Annotated in this window: 17 protein-coding genes; 9 read left to right on the top strand and 8 right to left on the bottom strand. The window is 45.9% G+C overall.

The window, feature by feature from the left end:
* The first annotated feature begins 154 nt into the window (after positions 1 to 154).
* The 5 genes from Q4Q57_RS13890 (at position 155) to Q4Q57_RS13870 (ending at position 6768) form a co-directional block, all read left to right on the top strand.
* Positions 155 to 580 carry a YqaA family protein gene (locus Q4Q57_RS13890; RefSeq protein WP_311891155.1) on the top strand — a complete coding sequence of 142 codons (426 nt, stop codon included), beginning with the start codon at positions 155 to 157 and terminating at the stop codon, positions 578 to 580.
* Between the two features lie 256 nt (positions 581 to 836).
* Positions 837 to 3689, top strand: a complete 2853-nt coding sequence (locus Q4Q57_RS13885; RefSeq protein WP_311891154.1) for a pitrilysin family protein — start codon at positions 837 to 839, stop codon at positions 3687 to 3689.
* Positions 3690 to 3873: 184 nt separating this feature from the next.
* Positions 3874 to 5523: a glutamate--cysteine ligase gene (gene gshA, locus Q4Q57_RS13880; RefSeq protein WP_311891153.1), complete on the top strand. Its 1650-nt coding sequence runs from the start codon at positions 3874 to 3876 to the stop codon at positions 5521 to 5523.
* Positions 5520 to 5984 (top strand): hypothetical protein, encoded by a 465-nt coding sequence (locus tag Q4Q57_RS13875; RefSeq protein ID WP_006084957.1) that lies wholly within the window; start codon positions 5520 to 5522, stop codon positions 5982 to 5984. The genes gshA and Q4Q57_RS13875 overlap by 4 nt, the downstream gene beginning before the upstream one ends.
* 166 nt (positions 5985 to 6150) lie before the next feature.
* Positions 6151 to 6768 (top strand): hypothetical protein, encoded by a 618-nt coding sequence (locus tag Q4Q57_RS13870; protein WP_272942047.1) that lies wholly within the window; start codon positions 6151 to 6153, stop codon positions 6766 to 6768.
* A 274-nt stretch (positions 6769 to 7042) separates the two neighbouring features.
* Here the strand turns inward: Q4Q57_RS13870 and Q4Q57_RS13865 are convergent, their stop codons facing one another.
* The 4 genes from Q4Q57_RS13865 to dauA all read right to left on the bottom strand — a co-directional run bounded on the left by Q4Q57_RS13865 (position 7043) and on the right by dauA (position 12087).
* Positions 7043 to 8296 (bottom strand): sensor domain-containing diguanylate cyclase, encoded by a 1254-nt coding sequence (locus Q4Q57_RS13865; protein ID WP_006084959.1) that lies wholly within the window; start codon positions 8294 to 8296, stop codon positions 7043 to 7045.
* 163 nt (positions 8297 to 8459) lie between these two features.
* Positions 8460 to 9563 carry a 5-(carboxyamino)imidazole ribonucleotide synthase gene (purK, locus tag Q4Q57_RS13860; protein ID WP_006080610.1) on the bottom strand — a complete coding sequence of 368 codons (1104 nt, stop codon included), beginning with the start codon at positions 9561 to 9563 and terminating at the stop codon, positions 8460 to 8462.
* Positions 9563 to 10054, bottom strand: coding sequence for a 5-(carboxyamino)imidazole ribonucleotide mutase (gene purE, locus Q4Q57_RS13855; protein ID WP_311891152.1), 492 nt, complete (start codon positions 10052 to 10054; stop codon positions 9563 to 9565). The genes purK and purE overlap by 1 nt, the downstream gene beginning before the upstream one ends.
* A gap of 269 nt (positions 10055 to 10323) precedes the next feature.
* Entirely contained in the window at positions 10324 to 12087 is a 1764-nt protein-coding gene (dauA, locus tag Q4Q57_RS13850) for a C4-dicarboxylic acid transporter DauA (RefSeq protein ID WP_311891151.1), read from the bottom strand.
* Between the two features lie 231 nt (positions 12088 to 12318).
* Between dauA and Q4Q57_RS13845 the strand changes: the two genes are divergently transcribed.
* The 4 genes from Q4Q57_RS13845 to Q4Q57_RS13830 all read left to right on the top strand — a co-directional run bounded on the left by Q4Q57_RS13845 (position 12319) and on the right by Q4Q57_RS13830 (position 16336).
* Entirely contained in the window at positions 12319 to 14202 is a 1884-nt protein-coding gene (locus tag Q4Q57_RS13845; protein WP_311891150.1) for a VWA domain-containing protein, read from the top strand.
* A gap of 45 nt (positions 14203 to 14247) precedes the next feature.
* A complete protein-coding gene (locus Q4Q57_RS13840) occupies positions 14248 to 14853 on the top strand; it encodes a sigma-70 family RNA polymerase sigma factor (protein WP_311891149.1) in 606 nt (201 codons plus the stop codon).
* Positions 14846 to 15568, top strand: coding sequence for a hypothetical protein (locus tag Q4Q57_RS13835; protein ID WP_311891148.1), 723 nt, complete (start codon positions 14846 to 14848; stop codon positions 15566 to 15568). The genes Q4Q57_RS13840 and Q4Q57_RS13835 overlap by 8 nt, the downstream gene beginning before the upstream one ends.
* Positions 15569 to 15799: 231 nt before the next feature.
* Positions 15800 to 16336 (top strand): hemerythrin domain-containing protein, encoded by a 537-nt coding sequence (locus tag Q4Q57_RS13830; protein WP_106649732.1) that lies wholly within the window; start codon positions 15800 to 15802, stop codon positions 16334 to 16336.
* Positions 16337 to 16546: 210 nt separating this feature from the next.
* Here the strand turns inward: Q4Q57_RS13830 and Q4Q57_RS13825 are convergent, their stop codons facing one another.
* The 4 genes from Q4Q57_RS13825 to Q4Q57_RS13810 form a co-directional block, all read right to left on the bottom strand.
* Positions 16547 to 16732, bottom strand: coding sequence for a DUF3545 family protein (locus Q4Q57_RS13825; protein ID WP_006080618.1), 186 nt, complete (start codon positions 16730 to 16732; stop codon positions 16547 to 16549).
* A 216-nt stretch (positions 16733 to 16948) separates the two neighbouring features.
* Complete coding sequence (gene pgi, locus Q4Q57_RS13820) at positions 16949 to 18586, bottom strand: glucose-6-phosphate isomerase (RefSeq protein ID WP_220592250.1); 1638 nt, start codon at positions 18584 to 18586, stop codon at positions 16949 to 16951.
* Positions 18587 to 18605: 19 nt separating this feature from the next.
* On the bottom strand, positions 18606 to 19562 hold the full coding sequence (gene tal / locus Q4Q57_RS13815) for a transaldolase (RefSeq protein WP_259513070.1): 957 nt from the start codon (positions 19560 to 19562) through the stop codon (positions 18606 to 18608).
* Positions 19563 to 19813: 251 nt separating this feature from the next.
* Entirely contained in the window at positions 19814 to 20923 is a 1110-nt protein-coding gene (locus tag Q4Q57_RS13810; RefSeq protein ID WP_311891147.1) for an OmpA family protein, read from the bottom strand.
* Positions 20924 to 21102: the final 179 nt, after the last annotated feature.

Below are 21102 nucleotides of genomic sequence, written 5' to 3'. Positions count from 1 at the left end.
CGACAGAGCTAGGGTTATAACAAACCGTTTTTCTTATAACTTATTGTGATAAGTGAGTTTGTTGTAAAAAGATTAAGTGAAACATTCAATTAACCCATGAAAAACCTTATCGCATTAAATACAAAAAGAGAGATTTATCATTGAGTAAGCCATTATGACTGAGTTAGGCATTATGTTCTCCGGTGCTTTTTTAGCGGCGACTTTGTTACCGGGGGGATCTGAAGTCTTACTCGTGGCGCTATTAAACAAAACTCCAGAGGCTTGGGTTGCGCTGGTCGTGGTGGCCAGTATTGGCAACACGTTGGGCGCGATGACCAGTTTTTATTTAGGCCGCTTAGGTCGCCTCGCAAAATCACCAGAAGCGTTAGCGACAGGTAAACACGCAAAGGGGCTCGCCATGATTGAACGCTACGGCGTGTGGGCGCTTTTACTCTCATGGGCACCGGTTGTTGGCGATATTCTCTGTTTATTGGCGGGCTGGGTGAGGTTGCCGCTAATGTCCTCTTTACTGATGATTTTAATTGGTAAAACAATTCGTTACTTAATTGTTGCCGCTGCCGTGCTGCAATGGATGGCATGATGGCGTTAGGATGCATTTAATGGTCAAGGGCGGGGAGTGTTTTTCCGTTTAGACTGAATTTACTGTATAGATAGGAACTTAGTGTCAATTTTGCGAGTCATAAATCCCAATGCTTAATCATTTAAGCGCACTTTATTCTACGGACTTTGACTCAGCGGACTGTGAATAAGCGTACTATGACTAAGCGCATTGTGACGCTACACAGCGATGAATATACGCAGCACTATGATTATGAAGCTGTATTTTTGACCCATTGATGTATGAGGGGAATGTTTTGAAGAAATGGATATTAGCGGTCGCAATTTCTGCCGCACTCGCAGGCTGTGCATCTGAAACGACTACGGCGAGCTTGCCAGCAGGCGTTAAACTTATTGAAAATGTGCAACTGGCCGATTCGCAAGTAGGGATCCCCTACAAAAAGTACCAATTAGCCAATGGGCTAACGGTTATTCTGCATCAAGATGATTCCGATCCCTTAGTGCATGTCGACGTCACTTATCATGTGGGATCTGCCCGTGAATTAGCTGGCCGTTCGGGTTTTGCGCATTTATTTGAACACATGATGTTCCAAGGCTCGCAGCATGTCGCCGATGAGCAACATTTTGAGGTGGTTACCGAAGCTGGCGGCACCTTAAACGGCACGACCAATACCGACAGAACCAACTACTTTGAAACCGTACCCAGCAATCAATTAGAAAAAATGCTGTGGCTTGAGTCGGACCGTATGGGCTTTTTATTGCCGGCACTCACCAGTGAAAAATTTGAAGTGCAGCGCGAGACTGTGAAAAACGAGCGTGCTCAGCGTATCGACAATCAGCCCTATGGCCGCATGAGTGAGCGTTTTAGCCAAGCCATGTATCCTGTCGGGCATCCTTATTCTTGGCCTGTGATTGGCTGGCCGGACGATCTTAATCGCGCCACAGTTGATGATGTTAAACACTTTTTCCAACGTTGGTATGGGCCTAACAATGCAACCCTGACCATAGGTGGCGATTTCGATGAAATGCAGACCTTAGCCTGGGTAAACAAATATTTTGGTGAAATCCCCCGCGGCCCTGAAGTCTCGTTAGAGCAAAAGGCGTTGGTTAACTTAGATAAAACGCGTTACATCTCCATGGAAGATCAAGTGCACTTGCCTTTGATCCGTATTGGTTTTCCAACCGTATACGCAAGGCATCCTGATGAAGCTGCGCTCGATCTGTTAGCCAATATTTTAGGCGGCGGCAAAACATCCTTGTTATATAAAAACTTGGTGAAAGATGGCTATGCCGTGCAGGCCAATGTCAGCCACCCTTGCCAAGAGCTTGCGTGTCAGATGTCGATTTATGCTTTAACCAATCCAGAAAAGGGTGGCAAACTGGCGGATCTGGAGCAACGTATCCTCGATTCTATTAATGAGTTTGAGCAACGTGGCGTTACCGATGACGATCTGCAAAAAGTCAAAGTGCAGTTTGAGGCCGATACCATTTACAGCCTGCAAAGTGTTTCTGGCAAAGTATCGGCCTTAGCAATGAACCAAACGCTGTCGGGCAATCCGAACATGATAGCTTCAGATTTGAGTCGTTATGCCAATGTGACCAAAGACGATGTGATGCGCGTGTTCAAGCAATACATTAAAAATAAGCCTATGGTGGTGATGAGTGTGGTGCCGCAGGGTATGACGTCACTTATCGCCCATGCCGATAACTTCACGCCCGCGACCTTGCCTGTTGCGCAAACCGCGGTAGAAGGGGATTTGCCAAAGCCTGAACTTGTTTCAAGTTTTGATCGGACTAAGATGCCCGCATCTGGCGCCGCACCTGTGTTAAAGGTTCCGACAATATGGACAAAAACCTTAGCCAATGGCATAGAAGTCATGGGCACACAAAGCACTGAAACGCCAACGGTTGAGCTGATTGTGTACCTTAATGGCGGCCATAGACTGGTACCAGTTGAAAAAGCGGGCTTAGCAACGCTAACTGCGGAAATGCTCAATGAGTCGAGCCAGAAGCGCAGCAGTGAAGCGCTTTCGCAAGCGTTAGAAATGCTCGGCAGTTCAGTCGACTTTAGTGCCTCTGAATATCAAAGTGCGATTAAAATATCGACGCTGACAGCGCATTTAGATGAGACACTGGCGATTATGGAAGAAAAACTCTTCCAGCCAGCCTTCAACGAAGCGGACTTTACCCGAGTAAAACAGCAGCAGTTACAGCAGATCCAGCATATGCAGTCTGATCCTAGCTACCTAGCTGATACGGCGTTGTCGTCTTTGTTATACGGTAAAGACAATGCCTTAGGTGTGAATGACATAGGTACGCTCGATTCAGTCGCGGCGCTTACGTTAGCCGATGTAAAAGCGTTTTATGCCCAGCAGTATCAAGGCGGTAACGCTAAAATCGTCACAGTCGCCAATTTACCTGAATCAGCATTATTGCCTAAGTTAGCGGGATTGAGTCAGTGGCAAGGGGCCGCAGTTGTGGTGCCGCCACTTAAGCCATTCCCAGCATTAAAAGGCGGTACGATTTATCTGATTGATAAACCTGGCGCGGCGCAATCGGTGATCAATATCGCCAAGCGCGCATTGTCCTATGATGCCACTGGCGATTACTTTAAATCTTACCTGATGAACTACCCGCTAGGCGGCGCATTCAATAGTCGTATTAACCTGAATTTACGTGAGAATAAAGGTTATACCTATGGTGCTCGTACCAGTTTTGCAGGCGGTGCTGAAGTCGGTGATTTTGTCGCGTCAAGTAACGTTCGCAGTGACGTGACGGCGAAAGCACTCACTGAGTTTGTAAAAGAAATCAGTGCGTACCAGCAAAAGGGTATGACGGATACTGAACTTGCCTTTATGCGAAATTCAGTCTCCCAAGGCCAAGCACTTGATTATGAAACGCCGTATCAAAAAGCGGGCTTTATGCGCATGATCCAACGTTACCAATTGAGTCAAGATTTTACGACTCAACAGGACAAGATCATTAATACTGTAACAAAAGATGAACTCAATGCCCTCGCGGCTTCCGAGCTAGATATCAATAAAATGGTGATTCTAGTGGTGGGAGATAAAGCGAAAATCGAAGCAGATTTAGCGGCGTTGGGCTATCCAATTGAAACTTTAGTATTGTAAATTGGTATTTCGCCCTTATATAGGTGATAGACGTGTACGTTAATTAACGACTATTCGTCACATATTTACAGGATTTACATCGAAAGACGGTGACAGCATTAGCTGTCACCGTCTGCTTTTAACAGTACAAGTTGTGAATTTGGCTTGCCCCACAGACAGGTTTAGATTTATTTTGAGGCGTATTTTGCAAGATAAGCCTCAAAATAAAGGTCTGACTGTTAACCTTGTCGCGATAGCGAATCACCAATTAGAGAAGCGCAAATTGAAGTCATTCAATGAATTAGTACAACATCTCTCGGACGCCCATGGGCGCACCGCACTCTTGGGTATGTTACGTGGCATAGAACGTGAGGCGTTGCGGATTGATGAGTCGGGTTATCTCGCCACCGATTCACATCCTGAAGCCTTAGGCTCAGCGTTAATGCATTCGCGTATTACGACGGATTACAGTGAAGCCTTGCTCGAGTTTATTACTCCGGTACATAACAATGTTGAGCAACTGCTAAACGGATTAACTGAAACCCATGCCTTCAGCGTGCGCCATTTACATGGTCAGCGTCTGTGGCCGGTGAGCATGCCTTGTTATGTGAAGGACGAGAAACAGATCCCCGTTGCCCGTTATGGTTCATCAAATACCGGTATGATGAAAACCTTATATCGTAAGGGCTTAACCTATCGTTACGGCGCCTTGATGCAGATTATTTCTGGGGTGCACTTTAACTTCTCGGTATCGCAAGAGTTATGGCAAAGCCTGTACGAATTGAGCGATAAGCAGTTAAGTTACGATGATTTTATTTCAGAATCCTATTTTGGCTTGATCCGTAACTACCGCCGTTTAGTCTGGGTGCTACCTTATTTATTTGGTGCCTCACCAGCATTATGTAGCTCTTTCATTAAAGATCAAAAAACCGATCTCAAGTTTGAAAAAACGGGTCACGGTACTTTGTATCTACCCTTTGCGACTTCGTTGCGTATGAGCGATTTAGGCTATACCAACAAAGAGCAAGAAGAGCTAAATATTAGCTATAACTCTTTGCCTGAGTATCTGGCTGGCGTAAATGCGGCCATCAAAATGCCTTCGGCAAACTTTGCCAATATTGGCGTTAAAGTCGATGGTGAGTATCGTCAGCTCAATGCCAACGTATTGCAGATTGAAAACGAGTTCTACTCGCCAATACGTGCAAAACGGGTGACGCGCAGTGGCGAGAAGCCGTCAGAAGCCTTAGCCCGTGCAGGGGTGGAATACATTGAAGTGCGTGCTTTAGATGTTAATCCATTTAGCCCGATTGGCATTGAGGCGACCCAAGTGCGCTTCCTCGATTTATTCCTACTCTATTGTTTATTAACGCAGTCGCCTAAGTCTGAAGCCAGCGAAGAGGCGAGATTAAGCGCGAATCTTAAAGCTGTGGTGCTTGAAGGCCGTAAACCTGGGCTTGAGTTATTAACCGCAGACGGTTCACGTTCGCTTAAATCTTGGTTAGAAGAGTTGTTTGATGCCCTGCAACCTTTGGCGGTATTGCTCGATGGTGAGGCGACGGATTATCAAATGGCGTTAGCCCATTGGCGTAAAGCGGTTGAAGATCCTAACTTGACCCTATCGGGGCAAGTGCTGCAAAACGTAATCAACAAAGGCCAAGATCATGGTCAGTGGGTGATGACGTTGGCGCAGCAATACTATCAATTCTTTGTCGATTATCCCTTGTCGAGCGAGACAATAGCGCAGTATCAAGCCGAAGCATCCAGCTCGCTTAACAAGCAGGCCGAGCTAGAAGCGGCGCAGCGTTCAGTTTCGTTTGATGATTATCTGGAAGATTACTTTGGAGCTCAGTCGTGAAAGAGGGCTTATTCTCTTTCACTCGCTTGCGTATCAGCGCAGCTTTGATTGGGGCCAGTGCCTTATTATCAGGCTGCGCTGCTTCACCTGAAGATCCACTGGGCTGTGGCACTGTGTCGGGTTATTTGCAGCCCGATTCCAGTACTCACTGGTATCGCGTCGTCGTGACCCATTTAAACGGTCAGGCAGTGGTCTCTAAACCCAATTATCAGCTAGCGCCCGGCGAGTATGAGTTTACCGTCGCGGAACTGATTGATGATCCTAGCTTGTCGGTCACGCTTGCCGCGCGAACGCCTAAGGTATTTAAGCTCAATGTTGAGAGCCATCAGCGTTATCATATAGGTGCGTTATTTCACACCGATAAGCGTTATATGGGCAAAGACACGGGGTATTGGGAACCAGGTGTGTGGCAGCAAGAAGAGCATGAGTGTCAGTTTGAGCTGAGTCCCGAAACGAAATAGCCAAAGCGTTTAGCTCAAGTGCTAAGCCAGCAACATCCGATTTAAGTCAGATTGATTTACCCCTTGCGCTTAGATCTTCTAAGCGCAAAAAAGGCTTTTTATGCTTGCCTCAGACTGAGTCTATGACATCATGGAGCCAGCTAACTCTCCAAAGAATATGATATTAATGAATAAACCCTCCGCTATCTTACTCTGCGCAAGTCTCGGCATCTTGTCCGGTTGCGCGACGTCTCCGCCTAAGTCTCCCGAAAATTTGTGTGAGATATTTCAAGAACACCGAGATTGGTACGATGCCGCTAAAGACGCCCGTGACAAATGGGGCGTGCCAGTGCATGTGCCGTTGGCGATGATGTATCAAGAGAGTTCATTCAAGCACAATGCAGCGCCACCGATGGAATACTTTCTAGGATTTATCCCTATTGGCCGTGCCAGCGATGCCTATGGCTATGCGCAGGCTAAGACCATGACGTGGGATGATTATGTGCGTGAGACGGGCAACAATTGGTCGAGCCGCAGTGATTTCGATGATGCTATGGATTTTATGGGCTGGTTTATCAGTAAAACCCATAAGATTAATGGCGTGTCTAAATGGGATGCGCGGGCCCAGTATCTTAATTATCACGAAGGCTGGGGCGGGTATCGCCGTGGCAGTTACAAGTCTAAGGCATGGTTAGTGAAAGTGGCGAACAAAGTGGATGCGCGATCTAAACGTTACGCGGCGCAATATAAAACCTGCCAAAAAGATTTGGATTCATCTTGGCTGTGGCGCTTATTCTTTGGTTAGGGTTAGGGTTAGGGTTAGGGTTAGGGTTAGGGTTTGGCTAGAACTTAGCTAGAGTCTAGTTTGATCCCATTGTCAGCCATTTGTATGAGAGTCTATGGCTGACTTTAGGTGTTTAACTCAGATATTTGATTGAGAGAGTTAATCGAAATAATCAGTTGAGATAGTCAACTCAAATCTTCAACTCTGATATTCAAGCCTGATATTCAACTTCAATACTTACTGACTTTTGATATTGGCCTGTTAATAGCGGCTGTAGTACCTGAGTTTAACGAGCTTATTGTGCTTTCACCGCGAAAGTTTCTAATGCTTTAATGGCTTTCTTCTTCGCGCGCTTTTGCTCATACATGGCATGATCTGCAGTCTTAAAGGATTGATACCAATCGGTTTCAAACGGAGCAATCCCAAAACTAAAAGCGAGGCTAAGCTCAGAGCCTTGATTTAACGTTTTGCGCATATTATCTAAGTCCTCCTCGATTTGGGTTAGCGGCCCATGGCATAAAGCGACAAACTCATCGCCACCAAAACGGGAAATAATGCCTTTATTTTGCCAATAGGTCAGTATGGCTGTGGCCGTGCGTTTAATGGCAACATCGCCTGTCTGGTGTCCATAGGCATCATTAATGGCCTTGAGATTATCCATATCGATAATAATCAAAAAGCTGCCAAGGTGAGGTTTGTGCTGCCAGTGGTGCAGTTCATCTTCAAAATTCTTTCGATTATAAAGCCCTGTGAGGGGATCGAAATTTGCGAGTTTAGTGATCTGCTGTGACTTCTGATAGAGCGCAATGGCATTACTGGCTTCGTGGGTCAGGATAGAGACAAGGTTGCGGTCGTAATCGCTAAAGGCACCAAGGCTACTGCTGTCGAGATTGAGCATGCCATAGAGCTTGCCATCGATACGGATAGGGCTAGACAGTGTTGAGCGTATCGGCTGCTTCGACACTGTGAGTAAAACTCTTTGATCATCTTCCGTTAACGTGCTGGCCGCATTGATATTTTTCATATCATTGATGACCACGACCTGATCGCACCTCCCCTTAGTGAGCCGATATTCAAAGGTTTGCTCTAAGGTAAAATCCAGTTGTCTGAGTTTTGCTAAATCGAGCCCCACCACAGATTCGAAATGCAGTTTGTTATTAGCCTCGTTGACTTTAATGATGCTGCCCATTTCGGCACCATTAATCACGTATACGGCTTTGTTGAGTAAGGCGTCGAGAAAGGCATGCTCATTTTTATAATGGCTTGAGAGGTGCGCGAGCTCGTAAATGGCATCATTGATGGTGACGACTTGCTCTAAATGCTCCCACAGTCGAGTTAAACGACCTTGATGCAAATAGTAAATCAGGCTGTAGGCAAAAATGTAAATGATGCAAACAAACAGTAATGGCAGGATAGTCCAACCTTCTGTGGGTGCATTAAAGATAAATAGCAGGACGAATAGACATATCGGCACGATGAGCAATAGCAGATGATAGCGATAATCTAAGCGATCTATGGTCTTACGTTTGAAATTATCCCTTAATTTCACTCGAGTATTCCTTTATCCGTGTCATTGCTAGCCACAATTGAATGCTATACATCACTAACGTATCCACACTGAGTTCTGTTAAGTATATAACGAAAATTGAAATATAAACTGATATGAAACTGCGAACAATTTCATATCAGCGATTTTGGTACTAAATACTGAATTAACGCGAATTTTCTGCGTATTCGGCCAATATCCAGGCTAAAGGAGCTTGGTATTGGATGGGCATCCATGTTTGCAGTGCGGCTATGCTCTGGTTGAGCACAGTTTGGTTGGGCACTGATAGGTTCAAATGGCCCACTTTACGACCAGGGCGCACTTCTTTGTTGTACCAGTACAACTCAGCATTAGGCAAACTTAACCAGCGTGGATCATTATCGATACCGATAAGATTGACCATAACACACTGAAAATTCACTTGTGGCTGTGGGATCGCAATTCCGCAAAGTGCGCGCAAATGCAGCTGGAATTGATCCATATGGGTTCCGGCTTGAGTCCAATGGCCTGAGTTGTGCACTCGCGGTGCCAGTTCATTCACCAATAACTCATCGCCAACACGGAAGCATTCCATCGCCATTACGCCAACGTATTCAAGCTCATGCATAATGGCGCTGAGCATAGCTTCGGCTTGGGCTTGCAAAGGGCTTAAGCGTGCCAGTGGCGAAATCGACGCCATTAAAATGCCATCTTGATGTAAGTTCAGCGTCAGCGGATAAAACACGCATTCGCCTTCGCGAGTACGTACGCCAACTAATGATACTTCTTCATCAAAATTAATCGCTTGCTCAGCAATTGCAAGGTTACGCCAATCGTTTGGAATATCACCCGCTTCGGCTTGTTTAAGCCAATGTTGACCTTTACCGTCATAACCACCGGTACGGCGTTTCATCAAGACTCTTGGGCCATAGTGCTGATACAGGGTATCGACTTGGGTGTTATCGTCAACTAAGGTCCAAGGCGCTGTGGGAACACTGAGCTGGTCGAGTAGACTTTTTTGGCTAAAACGGTCGGCTAAACGGCTAAATACCGGACCATTAACAAAATGGGGGTGTGAGCTGAGTTGTAAGCTAAGGGCGGACTCTGGCCACTGTTCGCGCTCGGCGGTGATGATGTCGTGCGGCGCGAGTGGCAGGATGTCATCCGTAGGCGTCATGATATCGACGGCGTTAACTTCAATCGCTAATGGCTCACCAGCGTGGGTCAACATAGCGCCCAGCTGACCATTACCTAATACCCAAACCTTAGGTTTAGTGTTTGTCTGGGTCATTAAACTTCCCTCGGATCTGGATTGTCCAGTACCGCACGGGTCTGTTCTTCTCTGAAAGCGTCAACACGAGCCGCTAATTCTGCATCGTTATTCGCAAGGATTTGGCAGGCCAATAATCCCGCATTGAATGCGCCCGCTGTGCCTATGGCTAAAGTGCCAACGGCGATGCCTTTTGGCATTTGAACGATAGACAATAAGCTATCCATACCTGACAGGGCTTTACTTTGGACTGGGACACCTAATACGGGTAAGCGAGTTTTAGAGGCAATCATACCGGGTAAGTGCGCTGCACCACCGGCACCACCAATGATGATTTTAAAACCACGATCGGCGGCAGAGGCTGCAAACTCCATGAGTTTATCTGGCGTTCTATGGGCGGAAACCACTTCAACATGATAAGGCACTTGCAGTTTATCCATTATCTCAGCGGCGGCTTCCATCGTGGGCCAATCACTTTTAGAACCCATAACAATAGCAACAAGGGCTTGCATGATAACTCCTTAACTCACTAATTTTAATTATATTTTGACCTTGTTTCAGGTCTAGGTACAGTTGATGCTTGTCTAGCCGTCACCGGTAGCAAGCATCATGGCGCTGAATAATACCATGATCCTCGTCATTTCTGCCCGTTTTTGCGAGCGAAAAAACGTCTTTTGCTGTGATGAATGGCTTGAGTAATTGAGCCATAAAAAAGACCAATCCTGAGATTGGCCTTTGATTTAAGTCAGCAGCATTAAGCCGCTGAAATTGCGCTGCGGGTTTACTGTGTCTGTTTATCCGCAGTGATTTCTGTTTGCTGAGTGATAACAGGCGCTTCGGCCATGGCTTCTCGTAGGGTCGAGTAAAACTTTAACACGCCCTCAATCGGCTGGATCTTGGCTCTTGCTAGCGTTCGAATGGGCTGGAACTGTAGATCGGCAATAATCAGCTTAGTTTTATTCGCTTTGCATTTTTCAATCAGTTTTGTCAGCGCGGCTAAGCCACCAGCATCCAAAATCGAGACCCCATCGAGATACAGCACTATCACTTGTTTATCTTCGGTGAGACTGGCGATTTCGGAAAAAATACGATCGGCAGCGGCGAAAAATAGCGGCCCGTTAATTTTGAGAACGGCCCAATCGGCGGGTAACTCTTGATCGACATAACGCTTGTTGGTGCTGATATCGTAAAGCCTTGTCATCTCAGCAATTTCCTTCATAAACAGCAAGGCAGCGAGAATGATCCCCACACTGATGGCAATGACCATGTCGAAAATAACCGTTAATGAAAAACAGCTAACAAAGACCATGATATCGCTGGTGGGCGCGGTTTTAACTAAATGCAGCGCTTTGTGGGCCTCACTCATGTTCCAAGCTACGACGAGTAGCAGGGCAGCCATGGCCGACATCGGCAAGTAGGCGAGTACGCCCGCTAAGGCGACTAAACCAAACAATACCACTATGGCGTGGATCATGGCCGCAATTGGACTCTGTGCGCCCGCTTTGACGTTCGCCGCGCTACGGGCGATTGCCGCTGTCGCTGGAATGCCGCCAAAAAACGGCGTGATGATATTACCTATGCCTTGGCCCAGTAACTCACTGTTGGCACTATGGCGTTTGCCTGTCATGCCATCGAGCACCACAGCACAAAGTAGCGATTCAATCGCCCCTAACATGGCAATGGCAAAGGCGGCAGGTAACAAGGCTTGAAAGGTCGCTAAATTGAACTGAAAAGCTTGACCATTGGCGCCTGCTTGCAGCCAAGGCCACTCGAAACTCGGTAATACCGCTGGGATCCCCATGCCTGTAGTGCCATCGCTCAGTTGATAGTGGAAACGAGTACCTATGGTTTCTATGTCTGCGCCCATGGCATTGAGCACCAAGGCGAGGATAGTGCCGAGTATAATTGCCGGAAGGTGCACTGGCACAGGTGTTTTGAGTTTAGGCCAAAGTAGCATGGTCGCTAGGGTGGCGCTTGCAACCAGTAAGCTAGGTAAATGGACCGAAGGTAGCGCTTGGGCTAATGCCATTAGCTTGGCCAGATATTGCTCCGGCATATGGGCAATCTCGAGCCCGAAAAAGTCCTTTAGCTGCAAGGTGGCAATCACTACGCCAATCCCCGCGGTAAAACCTAAGGTGACGGATTCGGGAATATACAGAATCAACCGACCTAGGCGCAGCGTCGCCATGCCGACGAGTATCATTCCCGACATCACAGTCGCGATTAATAATCCTGCTAAACCAAACTGTTGGGCTATGGGGTAGAGCAATACCACAAATGCCGCTGTCGGGCCGGACACGCTGTAACGTGAGCCGCCAGACATGGCGATAATAAAGCCACCGACAATAGCAGTATACAAGCCGTATTGAGGCGCAACACCACTGGCTATGGCTAATGCCATCGCTAATGGAATTGCAATAATACCCACAGTGAGACCGGCAAGAAGATCTTGCCCAAAACGTTTAAACGAATACTTATCCTTCACGCAAGCTTCTGTGAGTGCGTGGGCGATCCTTAGGGAAAACAAATGAGCTGAGTGTGACACGAGAGGGTCCCATAGCTAGGCTAGCAACAAGCTTCTATTTTAGTGGCCAGATTGAATGTGCAGTGTGATCTTGCCGGCAAAAGCGATTGAAAATACTTTGTTTTGTATAAATAGTGTGCTTGAGGCGGTTTAATTCTCATTTAAGCATGTTTTGCAAAATATCGAGATGTTTTAACCCTTTTGGTAATGCGGGCCGTTTACAGCTTTAGGTCAACATCAAAGGCATTCAACATGAAAACACAATATTCCCCAAAAACCGTTTCAGTTCCCGATCCAACTCTCTACCTGCAATGGGGAAACGGTATTCCATCGGCGACCAATACGGCTGCTCTATTACTGGTCGCAGTGAGTTTAACGGCCTGTGGCGGTAAAGGCGTCGAAGTTGAACATCGACAAGCGGAGCAGCAAGCCGAGCAACGTAATCAAGAAGCGTCGCAGCGCCAAGCTGAAATGCGTGATGCCGCTAAGGTTGAAATGGCGAGGGTTGCGGCGCCGATGCAAATGTCTAGCAATGGGGCAGTGATGGGAATGAGCATAGCGCCAATGCCGCGTGACTATGCCGCGATTCCGTTAGCGCAAAATAAATTCGAGCAGCAAGTGCAAAATGGCATCATGGTGGCAGGGGAGATCCCGGTATCGACGTTTTCCATCGATGTCGATACTGGCAGTTATGCCACTTTAAGGCGGATGCTGAGGGAAGGGCGATTACCCGAGAAAGGCACTGTCAGAGTTGAGGAAATGCTCAATTATTTTGCCTACGATTATCCCTTACCCGCTAAAAATGCGGCGCCGTTTAGCGTGACGACAGAGCTTGCACCCTCACCTTACAACGATGACATGATGCTGCTGCGGATTGGCCTTAAAGGTTATGACTTACCTAAATCTCAGTTAGGCGCCAGCAACTTAGTCTTTTTGCTCGACGTGTCAGGCTCTATGGCGTCAGTGGATAAATTGCCTTTATTGCAAACGGCGTTAAAGCTGCTAACAGCGCAATTAAGCGCGCATGATAAAGTCTCTATTGTGGTTTATGCTGGGGCGGCTGGTGTAGTGCTCGATGGCGCGTCGGGGAACGACACTCAAACCTTGATCTATGCGCTAGAGCAATTAAGTGCCGGTGGTTCAACCAATGGTGGGCAAGGGATCACGCAAGCCTATCAATTGGCCAAAAAGCATTTTATCCCTAATGGCATAAATCGAGTCATCCTCGCGACCGATGGTGATTTTAATGTTGGCGTGACAGATTTTGATGATTTAATTGCCTTGATTGAAAAGGAAAAAGATCATGGTATTGGCCTAACGACCTTAGGGTTTGGTTTGGGCAATTACAACGATCAACTGATGGAGCAATTGGCGGACAAGGGCAATGGCAACTATGCCTATATTGATACGCTGAATGAAGCGCGAAAAGTGCTGGTGGACGAGTTGAGTTCGACCTTATTTACTATCGCCAAAGATGTGAAAGTGCAGGTGGAGTTTAATCCGGCCTTAGTCTCGGAATACCGTTTGATTGGTTACGAGAATCGCGCCTTAGCACGGGAGGATTTTAATAACGATAAGGTGGATGCGGGCGAAATTGGCGCGGGTCATACAGTAACTGCCTTGTATGAATTAAGGTACGTTGAAGCAGGGAATCGGATGAATGATAAACTTAGATATGGCGTTGATGCTCAAACGGGGCAAGAGAAATACAGCCGCGAAGAAATCGCTTTTCTTAAACTAAGATACAAGTTGCCGGAGCAAACGCAGAGCCAGTTACTGAGTTATCCCATTAGGTTAGATCAAAGCGTTAAACAGTTAGAGCAAGCGAGTGATGATTTTAGATTTGCCGCCGCGGTTGCAGGGTTAGGACAATTACTGAATGGTAGTCATTATCTGCATCAATTTGATTATGCTCAGTTAAGCCAGTTAGCACGTTCGGCATTAGGGGATGATCCCTTTGGTTATCGCCATGAGTTTGTGCAGTTAATGGAAACAGCAGCAGCCATAGAGCAATCTAATCAGCTGCCAATTAAGAAAACATTCGATGGCTCGGATAAATCTTTTCCTCCACAGGATAAACGCTATGGTGAGCCAATGAGAGATAAGAGCAATCCGCGTAATGAGAGATTACAATAGTAAAAGTGAATACAGGGGGTTAACCCAAATGACGAGGAATTTTCCGTGGCATTAGCAATACCGCAATTACCTACCCATGAGCACTCAGATGAGCAATTGATGTTGTGCTATGCCAAGGGCGATCCAAAAGCATTTGAGCAGCTATACCTGAAGCACAAAGGCGCACTTTATCGCTACTTTGTGCGCCAGTTAGGCGATAAGCAGTTAGCTGAGGATTTATATCAAGAAACCTGGGGCCGGGTGATCCGTGCAGCAGCTAATTACGAGGCCAGTGCTAAGTTTACTACTTGGCTATATCGTATCGCCCATAACTTATTGATTGATCATGTTCGGGCGGTAAAACCCGTCGATTTAATCGCCACCGATGAGGACGAAACTGGACCCGATACTTTTGTGGCGAGTGAGCAAGATAAACCTGACGTGCAATGGCAAGAAGCGCAAAAGAGTTTATTGCTAAAGACCTGTATCGCACTGTTGCCCCAAGTCCAGAAAGAGGCATTTATCCTGAACATTGAAATGGGTTTTACGGCTGCCATTATTAGCGACATTGCGGGCGTAACTTTAGAAGCGACTAAGAGCCGTATTCGCTACGCTTACCAAAGTCTAAAGGATTGCGTCAGCGCGAAATGGCAGGAGGCGGGTCATGAGTAATTTTTCTTCAAGTGCTGATGAGCGCGCATTACAACAAGAAGTGTTGGCTTGGTATCGTCAACAGGCCTTAGAAGTTCCACCGCAGCAACTCGACCAAGATATCTTGCACCTGGCGCAAACTCACTTAGCTGAAATGCATCAAAGCAAAATAACCGCTGTTGAGTCTCCAACTTCCGTCTGGCGCCGCCATCCTTGGGCATTATCGAGTGCGGCATCTTTGGTGCTTGTTGTGGGTTTATTGGTCCTTAATCGGCCGCAAACTGAAGATGTTATGGCTCCAAGTCCAATGGTGATGAGCGCTCCTGTACCTCAAGCCATGACAAGGATGGCCGATACGCAAGCGCTGCAATCTTCAAATATGCAAGCAGAAGCTGTGGCTAAGCATGAAATACAGACTCAAATGCAGCAAGCGAAGGCTGCAGCGGGTGCTGAGCGACAACATGATGCAAGCAGCCCTGCTATCGCTGCAAGGTCTATGAATGCTCCGAGCAATGCTGAATCTTCAGGCACCGATAAAGTGCCACTTGGAGAGTCTTTGCATCTGTTAAGCGCTCTCATCGAAGCGAAGGAGACTGAGCAAGCATTAATGCTTGAGCAACAATTGCTTAAGGATTATCCGCAACTCGCCTTTGAGACGGTAGATAAAGCGTTGCTAAGCGAACCACAGCTCGAATTTAAAAAGTTACAACAGCAGCTACATCAGCTTGCTAAGTAAGTTTGTTGTGGTTTTAGCAATAAAAGCGTACTGAGCAATCCTAATGTGGTGAGAAAACCACTAAATGCCCCTGAGATTGGGATAGACGTATGAGTGCGTGCGGTCTGTTTACAGTTTGGTATGTGATTTACTTGATCAACGTCATAAAGTGAACAGGATTTAGCCTGTTATATTGGTGTTAGTCCACGACTTGACTAGTATCAATAGTCAGAACTATATCCAGGAGGCATTATGCTTAAGAGACTCATGCATGATCATAAACATATGGCGGTATTGCTAAATGTTTTAAAAAACAAGCAGATGAAACTGTCCGAAGGTGAGTCAATCAATTTCATCGTGGTGCGGGATATCGTTGAATATATGCAAGGATATGCTGAGCGTTGCCATCATCCGGTTGAAGATATTATTTATGCCTACTATCTAGCGCATAAAGCCAATGACAATATCGATAAATTGAGTGCTGAACACGAGTTAGTGATCCAAGCCTCGGCGGCTTTGATGACGACGTTGAATTTGATCCTCAGTGATATTGTGGTTGCCCGTGAGAAACTGATTGTTGATTTTGCAGATTATGTCGCATTACAAGAGCGGCATATGCAAATGGAGGAGCGGGAAATATTCCCGTTATTGGCCAAAACCTTGACTGAACAAGATTGGCAACTGATTGAGTCTGAGTGTCAGAAATCCTTGATTGATGATCCTTTGTTCTTAGATCGCGAGCAGAAAGAATTTGAGGATTTGCGGGCTTATCTAACAACAGCTGACTAGCATTGATTCACTCATAGGGCCCACCTTGTGGGCTTGAACCTAGGATTCAATACTACAGAGCGATGTTTTTTTTGCGTTAGCTTCTGTTACTCGCGAATCGTTATTCCCTCTTATTTCCCACCAGATCCGATAGTACAAATAAAAAAGCGCCGAATGGCGCTTTTCTTGTTCATGTTTGAGGCTAATGGTTTAGCTCATCTCAACATGTGATTACAACTGGATGGCATCAATGTCGTAGTTAAAGTTATTATCGATTTCTTGGAGTTCTTTGAGCAAACGATGCTTATCTTTTAATGCTTCGATCTCACGCCATTTACGCTTTTTATTGGAGCCTCGCGAACGATCGGGTCTTTCAACGACTTCATCTAGCGCACAACCATAATCTAAACGATCCATGGTAACCTCCTGTTGTTGTATGTTTTGTCAGCGATTAAATAACATATTTTTAAAACAGGGTGCAAGAATTATGTTTCAATTGTGTTAAGTTGAAATGAACTTTGAGTGATATGTCGTTGATCTTCAGTGTGGGTTGAGAGCGGCGAGGAATTGAAAAGTTGAATAGAAATAATAGGATAAAATAAAAAAGCCAGCGATTGCTGGCTTTTTGTTCGATTAGATTTTGCCTTGTCGATAAAGGTTAATCAATGCGTTACTTGAGGCATCTAAGGCATCACAATTTTGCGTCGCACCGATGCGTGCTAACACATCGTTCCCCAGATCCTTACCGAGCTCTACACCCCATTGGTCAAAGGAGTTGATGTCCCAAATTGCACCTTGAACAAAGGTTCTGTGCTCATACAGGGCAATTAAAGCACCTAAGGTGCTCGGCGTGAGCTTATCCATGAGTAAGGTGTTGCTCGGCTTGTTACCTGGCATCACTTTATGTTTTGCGATCAGCTGCTTTTCAGTCGCAGATAATGCGCTATTAGCGAGTTCGGCTAAGGCTTCATCAAAAGTGCGACCTTGCATTAAGGCTTGAGTCTGGCCAAAGCAGTTTGATGCTAGCTGATCATGGTGCTCTCCGATAGGATTATGACTTTGCAGTGGCATAATAAAATCGGCAGGGATCAGCGCAGTACCTTGGTGCAACAGCTGGTGATAGGCATGTTGGCCATTAGTGCCTTCGCCACCCCAAATTACTGGACCAGTACTGTAGTCAACATCTGTCCCGTTTAAGGTGACAGACTTACCATTACTTTCCATGTCGAGCTGTTGGAAGTAAGCCGGTAGACCACGTAGATAATGATCATATGTCAGTACAACATGGGACTGAGCATTGAAGAAATTACCGTACCATAGGGATAATAAGCCCATGATCACTGGCATGTTTTCTGTCAGTGGTGCATTGGCGAAGTGCTCATCCATTTGGTGGGCACCTGAGAGCAAGGCTCTGAAATTATCCATGCCAATCAAGAGTGCTATCGGTAAACCAATAGCTGACCAGAGTGAGTAACGACCGCCAACCCAATCCCACATAGGGAAAATATTGTCTGCATCAATCCCAAAATCCGTCGCTTTAGCAACGTTTGAGGTTACTGCGACAAAGTGTTTTGCCACATCTGACTGCAAACCGCCTTTTGCTAAGAACCATTCTCTGGCAGTGAGGGTATTGGTTAAGGTTTCCTGTGTCCCGAAAGATTTGGACGACATGATGAACAAGGTCGTTTCAGGATCCAGTAACTTCAGCTTCTCACTGATAGAAGTACCGTCGACGTTTGCTACAAAGTGGCACGTTAACTCTGGGTTCCAATATGGGCGTAGCGCCTGAGAGACGATCTTTGGACCAAGGAAAGATCCACCGATACCGATACTGACAATATCGGTTATCGCTTTACCTGTGTAACCTTTCCATTGACCCGATGTCACTGAACTTACAAACCCTTGCATTTTATTCAGGGTTTGTTGAACTTCAGGAACTATGTCTTGACCCTCGGCAATAATCGATTGTTCCGCAGTGCTACGTAGCGCAGTGTGCAAAACGGCGCGCTTCTCAGTGGTGTTAATGATCTCACCCGCAAACATTGCTTTGATTTTTGCTTCAAGTTGACTATTGCTTGCCAACGCAAATAACAGATCAAGCGTTTCCGTCGTTGCTCTGTTTTTAGAGTAATCCAGTAATAAACCACAGGCAGTTAGCGACATTTTATTGAAACGTGCCGCGTCAGTGGCAAACAATTCCCGCATATGCGGTACATTTTTACTGTGTGCTGATAAAGCTTGCCATGTTGAGCTTTGGGTCAAGTGTGTCATCTCGCCGTCTCCAGAGTGCTTAGTTTGCTAGCTTAGCCGTGAGCATCACTTCGAGTTTGCCCTGGTCGATAGCAAAGTTTCGAATGCCTTCTGCAAGCTTATCAACTGCCATAGGATCTTGGTTAAAGTCCCAACGGAATTGCGCTTCTGTTAATGGAGCTTCGGCTGCGACAGTGCTGCTTGCCGGAACCAGTTTAGGAGTAATGTCGACTTGCGAATTAGCCAGTTCTTCTAACAGAGAAGGACCAATCGTGAGACGATCGCAGCCTGCTAGTTCGATGATTTCACCGATATTACGGAAACTTGCGCCCATAACGACAGTATTAAAACCATGCTGTTTGTAATAATTATAGATTTCGGTAACAGAAATGACTCCTGGGTCATTTACGGCATCGTAGTCTTTACCTGTATCTTTTTTGTACCAATCAAGGATACGGCCTACAAAAGGCGAAATTAGATAAGCACCAGCCTCGGCGCAAGCACGTGCTTGGGCAAAGCTAAATAGCAGAGTTAAGTTGCAGTTGATGCCTTCTTTCTCTAGCTCTTTAGCGGCACAAATGCCTTCCCATGTTGAAGCAAGTTTGATCAGAATACGTGATTTATCAACGCCCGCTTCTTTGTAGAGGCGAACCAGCTTATGGGCTTTCGCAATTGATTGTTCTTTATCGAATGATAAACGGGCATCAACTTCAGTTGAGATACGCCCTGGAACGAGTTTCAGTATTTCCACACCGATATTAACGGCGAGCTTATCGCTGGCATCATCAAGTTGCTGCGCGAGATCGGCACTTTGTGATTTTGCCCAATCGATAGCATTATCTATGAGGGATTCGTATTCAGGAATTTGAGCCGCTTTCAAGATGAGTGATGGATTGGTTGTCGCATCTTCAGGTTGGTAGCGTTTAATCGCTTCGATGTCGCCAGTGTCAGCGACGATAGTGGTATATAACTTGAGTTGCTCTAATGTATTGGCCATGAAAAACATCCTTCTCAGGTAGCAGTCTTAACTCGGAATTCACTGATGACTATTAGAAGCGATTTTGCCAACTTTTCCAACCTTGAATGTAAAAAAATTACAAAAATGACAATTTTATGTCTATTTAGGTTTGGCTTGAGATACAGGCTCTCATCTTGGCTGTGGTAGAGGGCATCGCTTTTCCTAGTGTATACCCCATAAAAACAAAAAGTCGCTGCAAGCAGCGACTTTTTTTACGTCAATAAGTAATATTACTTAAGAACAGGTTGTTTAGCTGTAGTTGTCACAACGGCTTCGATGCGACGGTTAGCAGCATGGGCTTCTTTCGAGTCACCAGCAACCAGTGGCTGAGTCACACCGTAACCGTTAGAAGTTACGCGGCTTTGGCTGATACCATATTTCTCAACAAGAATTTTGGCAACGGCGTCAGCACGTTTGTCAGACAGTACCATGTTGTAATCTGGTTTACCTACGTTTGAGGCGTGGCCAGCGATTTCAACAGTGAACTCTGGGTTTTTGTTCAGGTAGTTAGCGAGTCTTTCGATATCTTTGTAGAAAACTTTTTTAACTACAGCAGAATCGTTAGCAAACTGGATTGAACCCACGTCTTCTTTATTTTTTACGTTTTCGTAAATTGTACAGCCAACAGAATCAACTTTATGTGTTGCTGGTGTGGCTGGACATTGGTCTTTGTCGTCATAGACGCCATCGTTGTCTGAGTCAACAGGTGCTGCTGCGATAACCGCTGCTGCAACAGGTGCTGCTACTGCTGGAGAACCAAAGCGGTAGCTTAATTCTAAGCCCCAGTAGTTGCTATCAGCTTCAACGATGTTGTAATCGTCATTCAGGTTTTCATAACGACGATATTTAGCTTGTAACTTCAGGTTATCTGTAAAGTTGTAACCTACACCTGCGCCAATGTATGGAGCAAAGTCGTTTGTACTGTATTTGCTTGATTTAATGCCATTATTTTGGCTATTCTCAAGTGAATAATACATAGCACCCGCTTCAGCTGATAAGCTCCAACGGTTTGCCAAAGGCCAAATACCCACTAAACCTAAAGTTCCACCTTTCACGCCAGCATCATTGCTGATACCTGCTGCAGTCCAATCAGCATTACCCAAATCGCGGAAGCCGATTTCAGCGCCGAAGTAATCATTGAACATATAGCCTGCGAATACATCCCATGCATATGGGTCATCTTGACCATTCTGGGTCGCGATATGTTCATAGTTGTTAACGCCTAAACCTGCGCCAACATACCAAGGAGTGAGTTCTTGAGCCGCTGATACAGTGAAAGGTAATAGCGAGGCAAGCAGTACAAATTTTAATTTATGATTCATCATGTTCTCCAATTCCATTATTTATGATTCTCCACCAATATGTCTTGCTTTATGTGTGCAAAACATTGCTAGCACTTAATGTGGGGATCCTTTGGTATTGTAGCCAGCGGTTAATTATCACTTGGTTTGTTAAGTTTTACCAGTGTTAAGAGTTTCCTTTTTATAGTCACTCGTGCTGTAAGTTGTTTTTTAAACAT

Origin of the sequence: Shewanella sp. SP2S2-6, from assembly GCF_031931965.1 — a bacterium.
Lineage (GTDB): Bacteria > Pseudomonadota > Gammaproteobacteria > Enterobacterales > Shewanellaceae > Shewanella > Shewanella baltica.
This window is presented reverse-complemented; position numbering and strand designations above follow the sequence as displayed.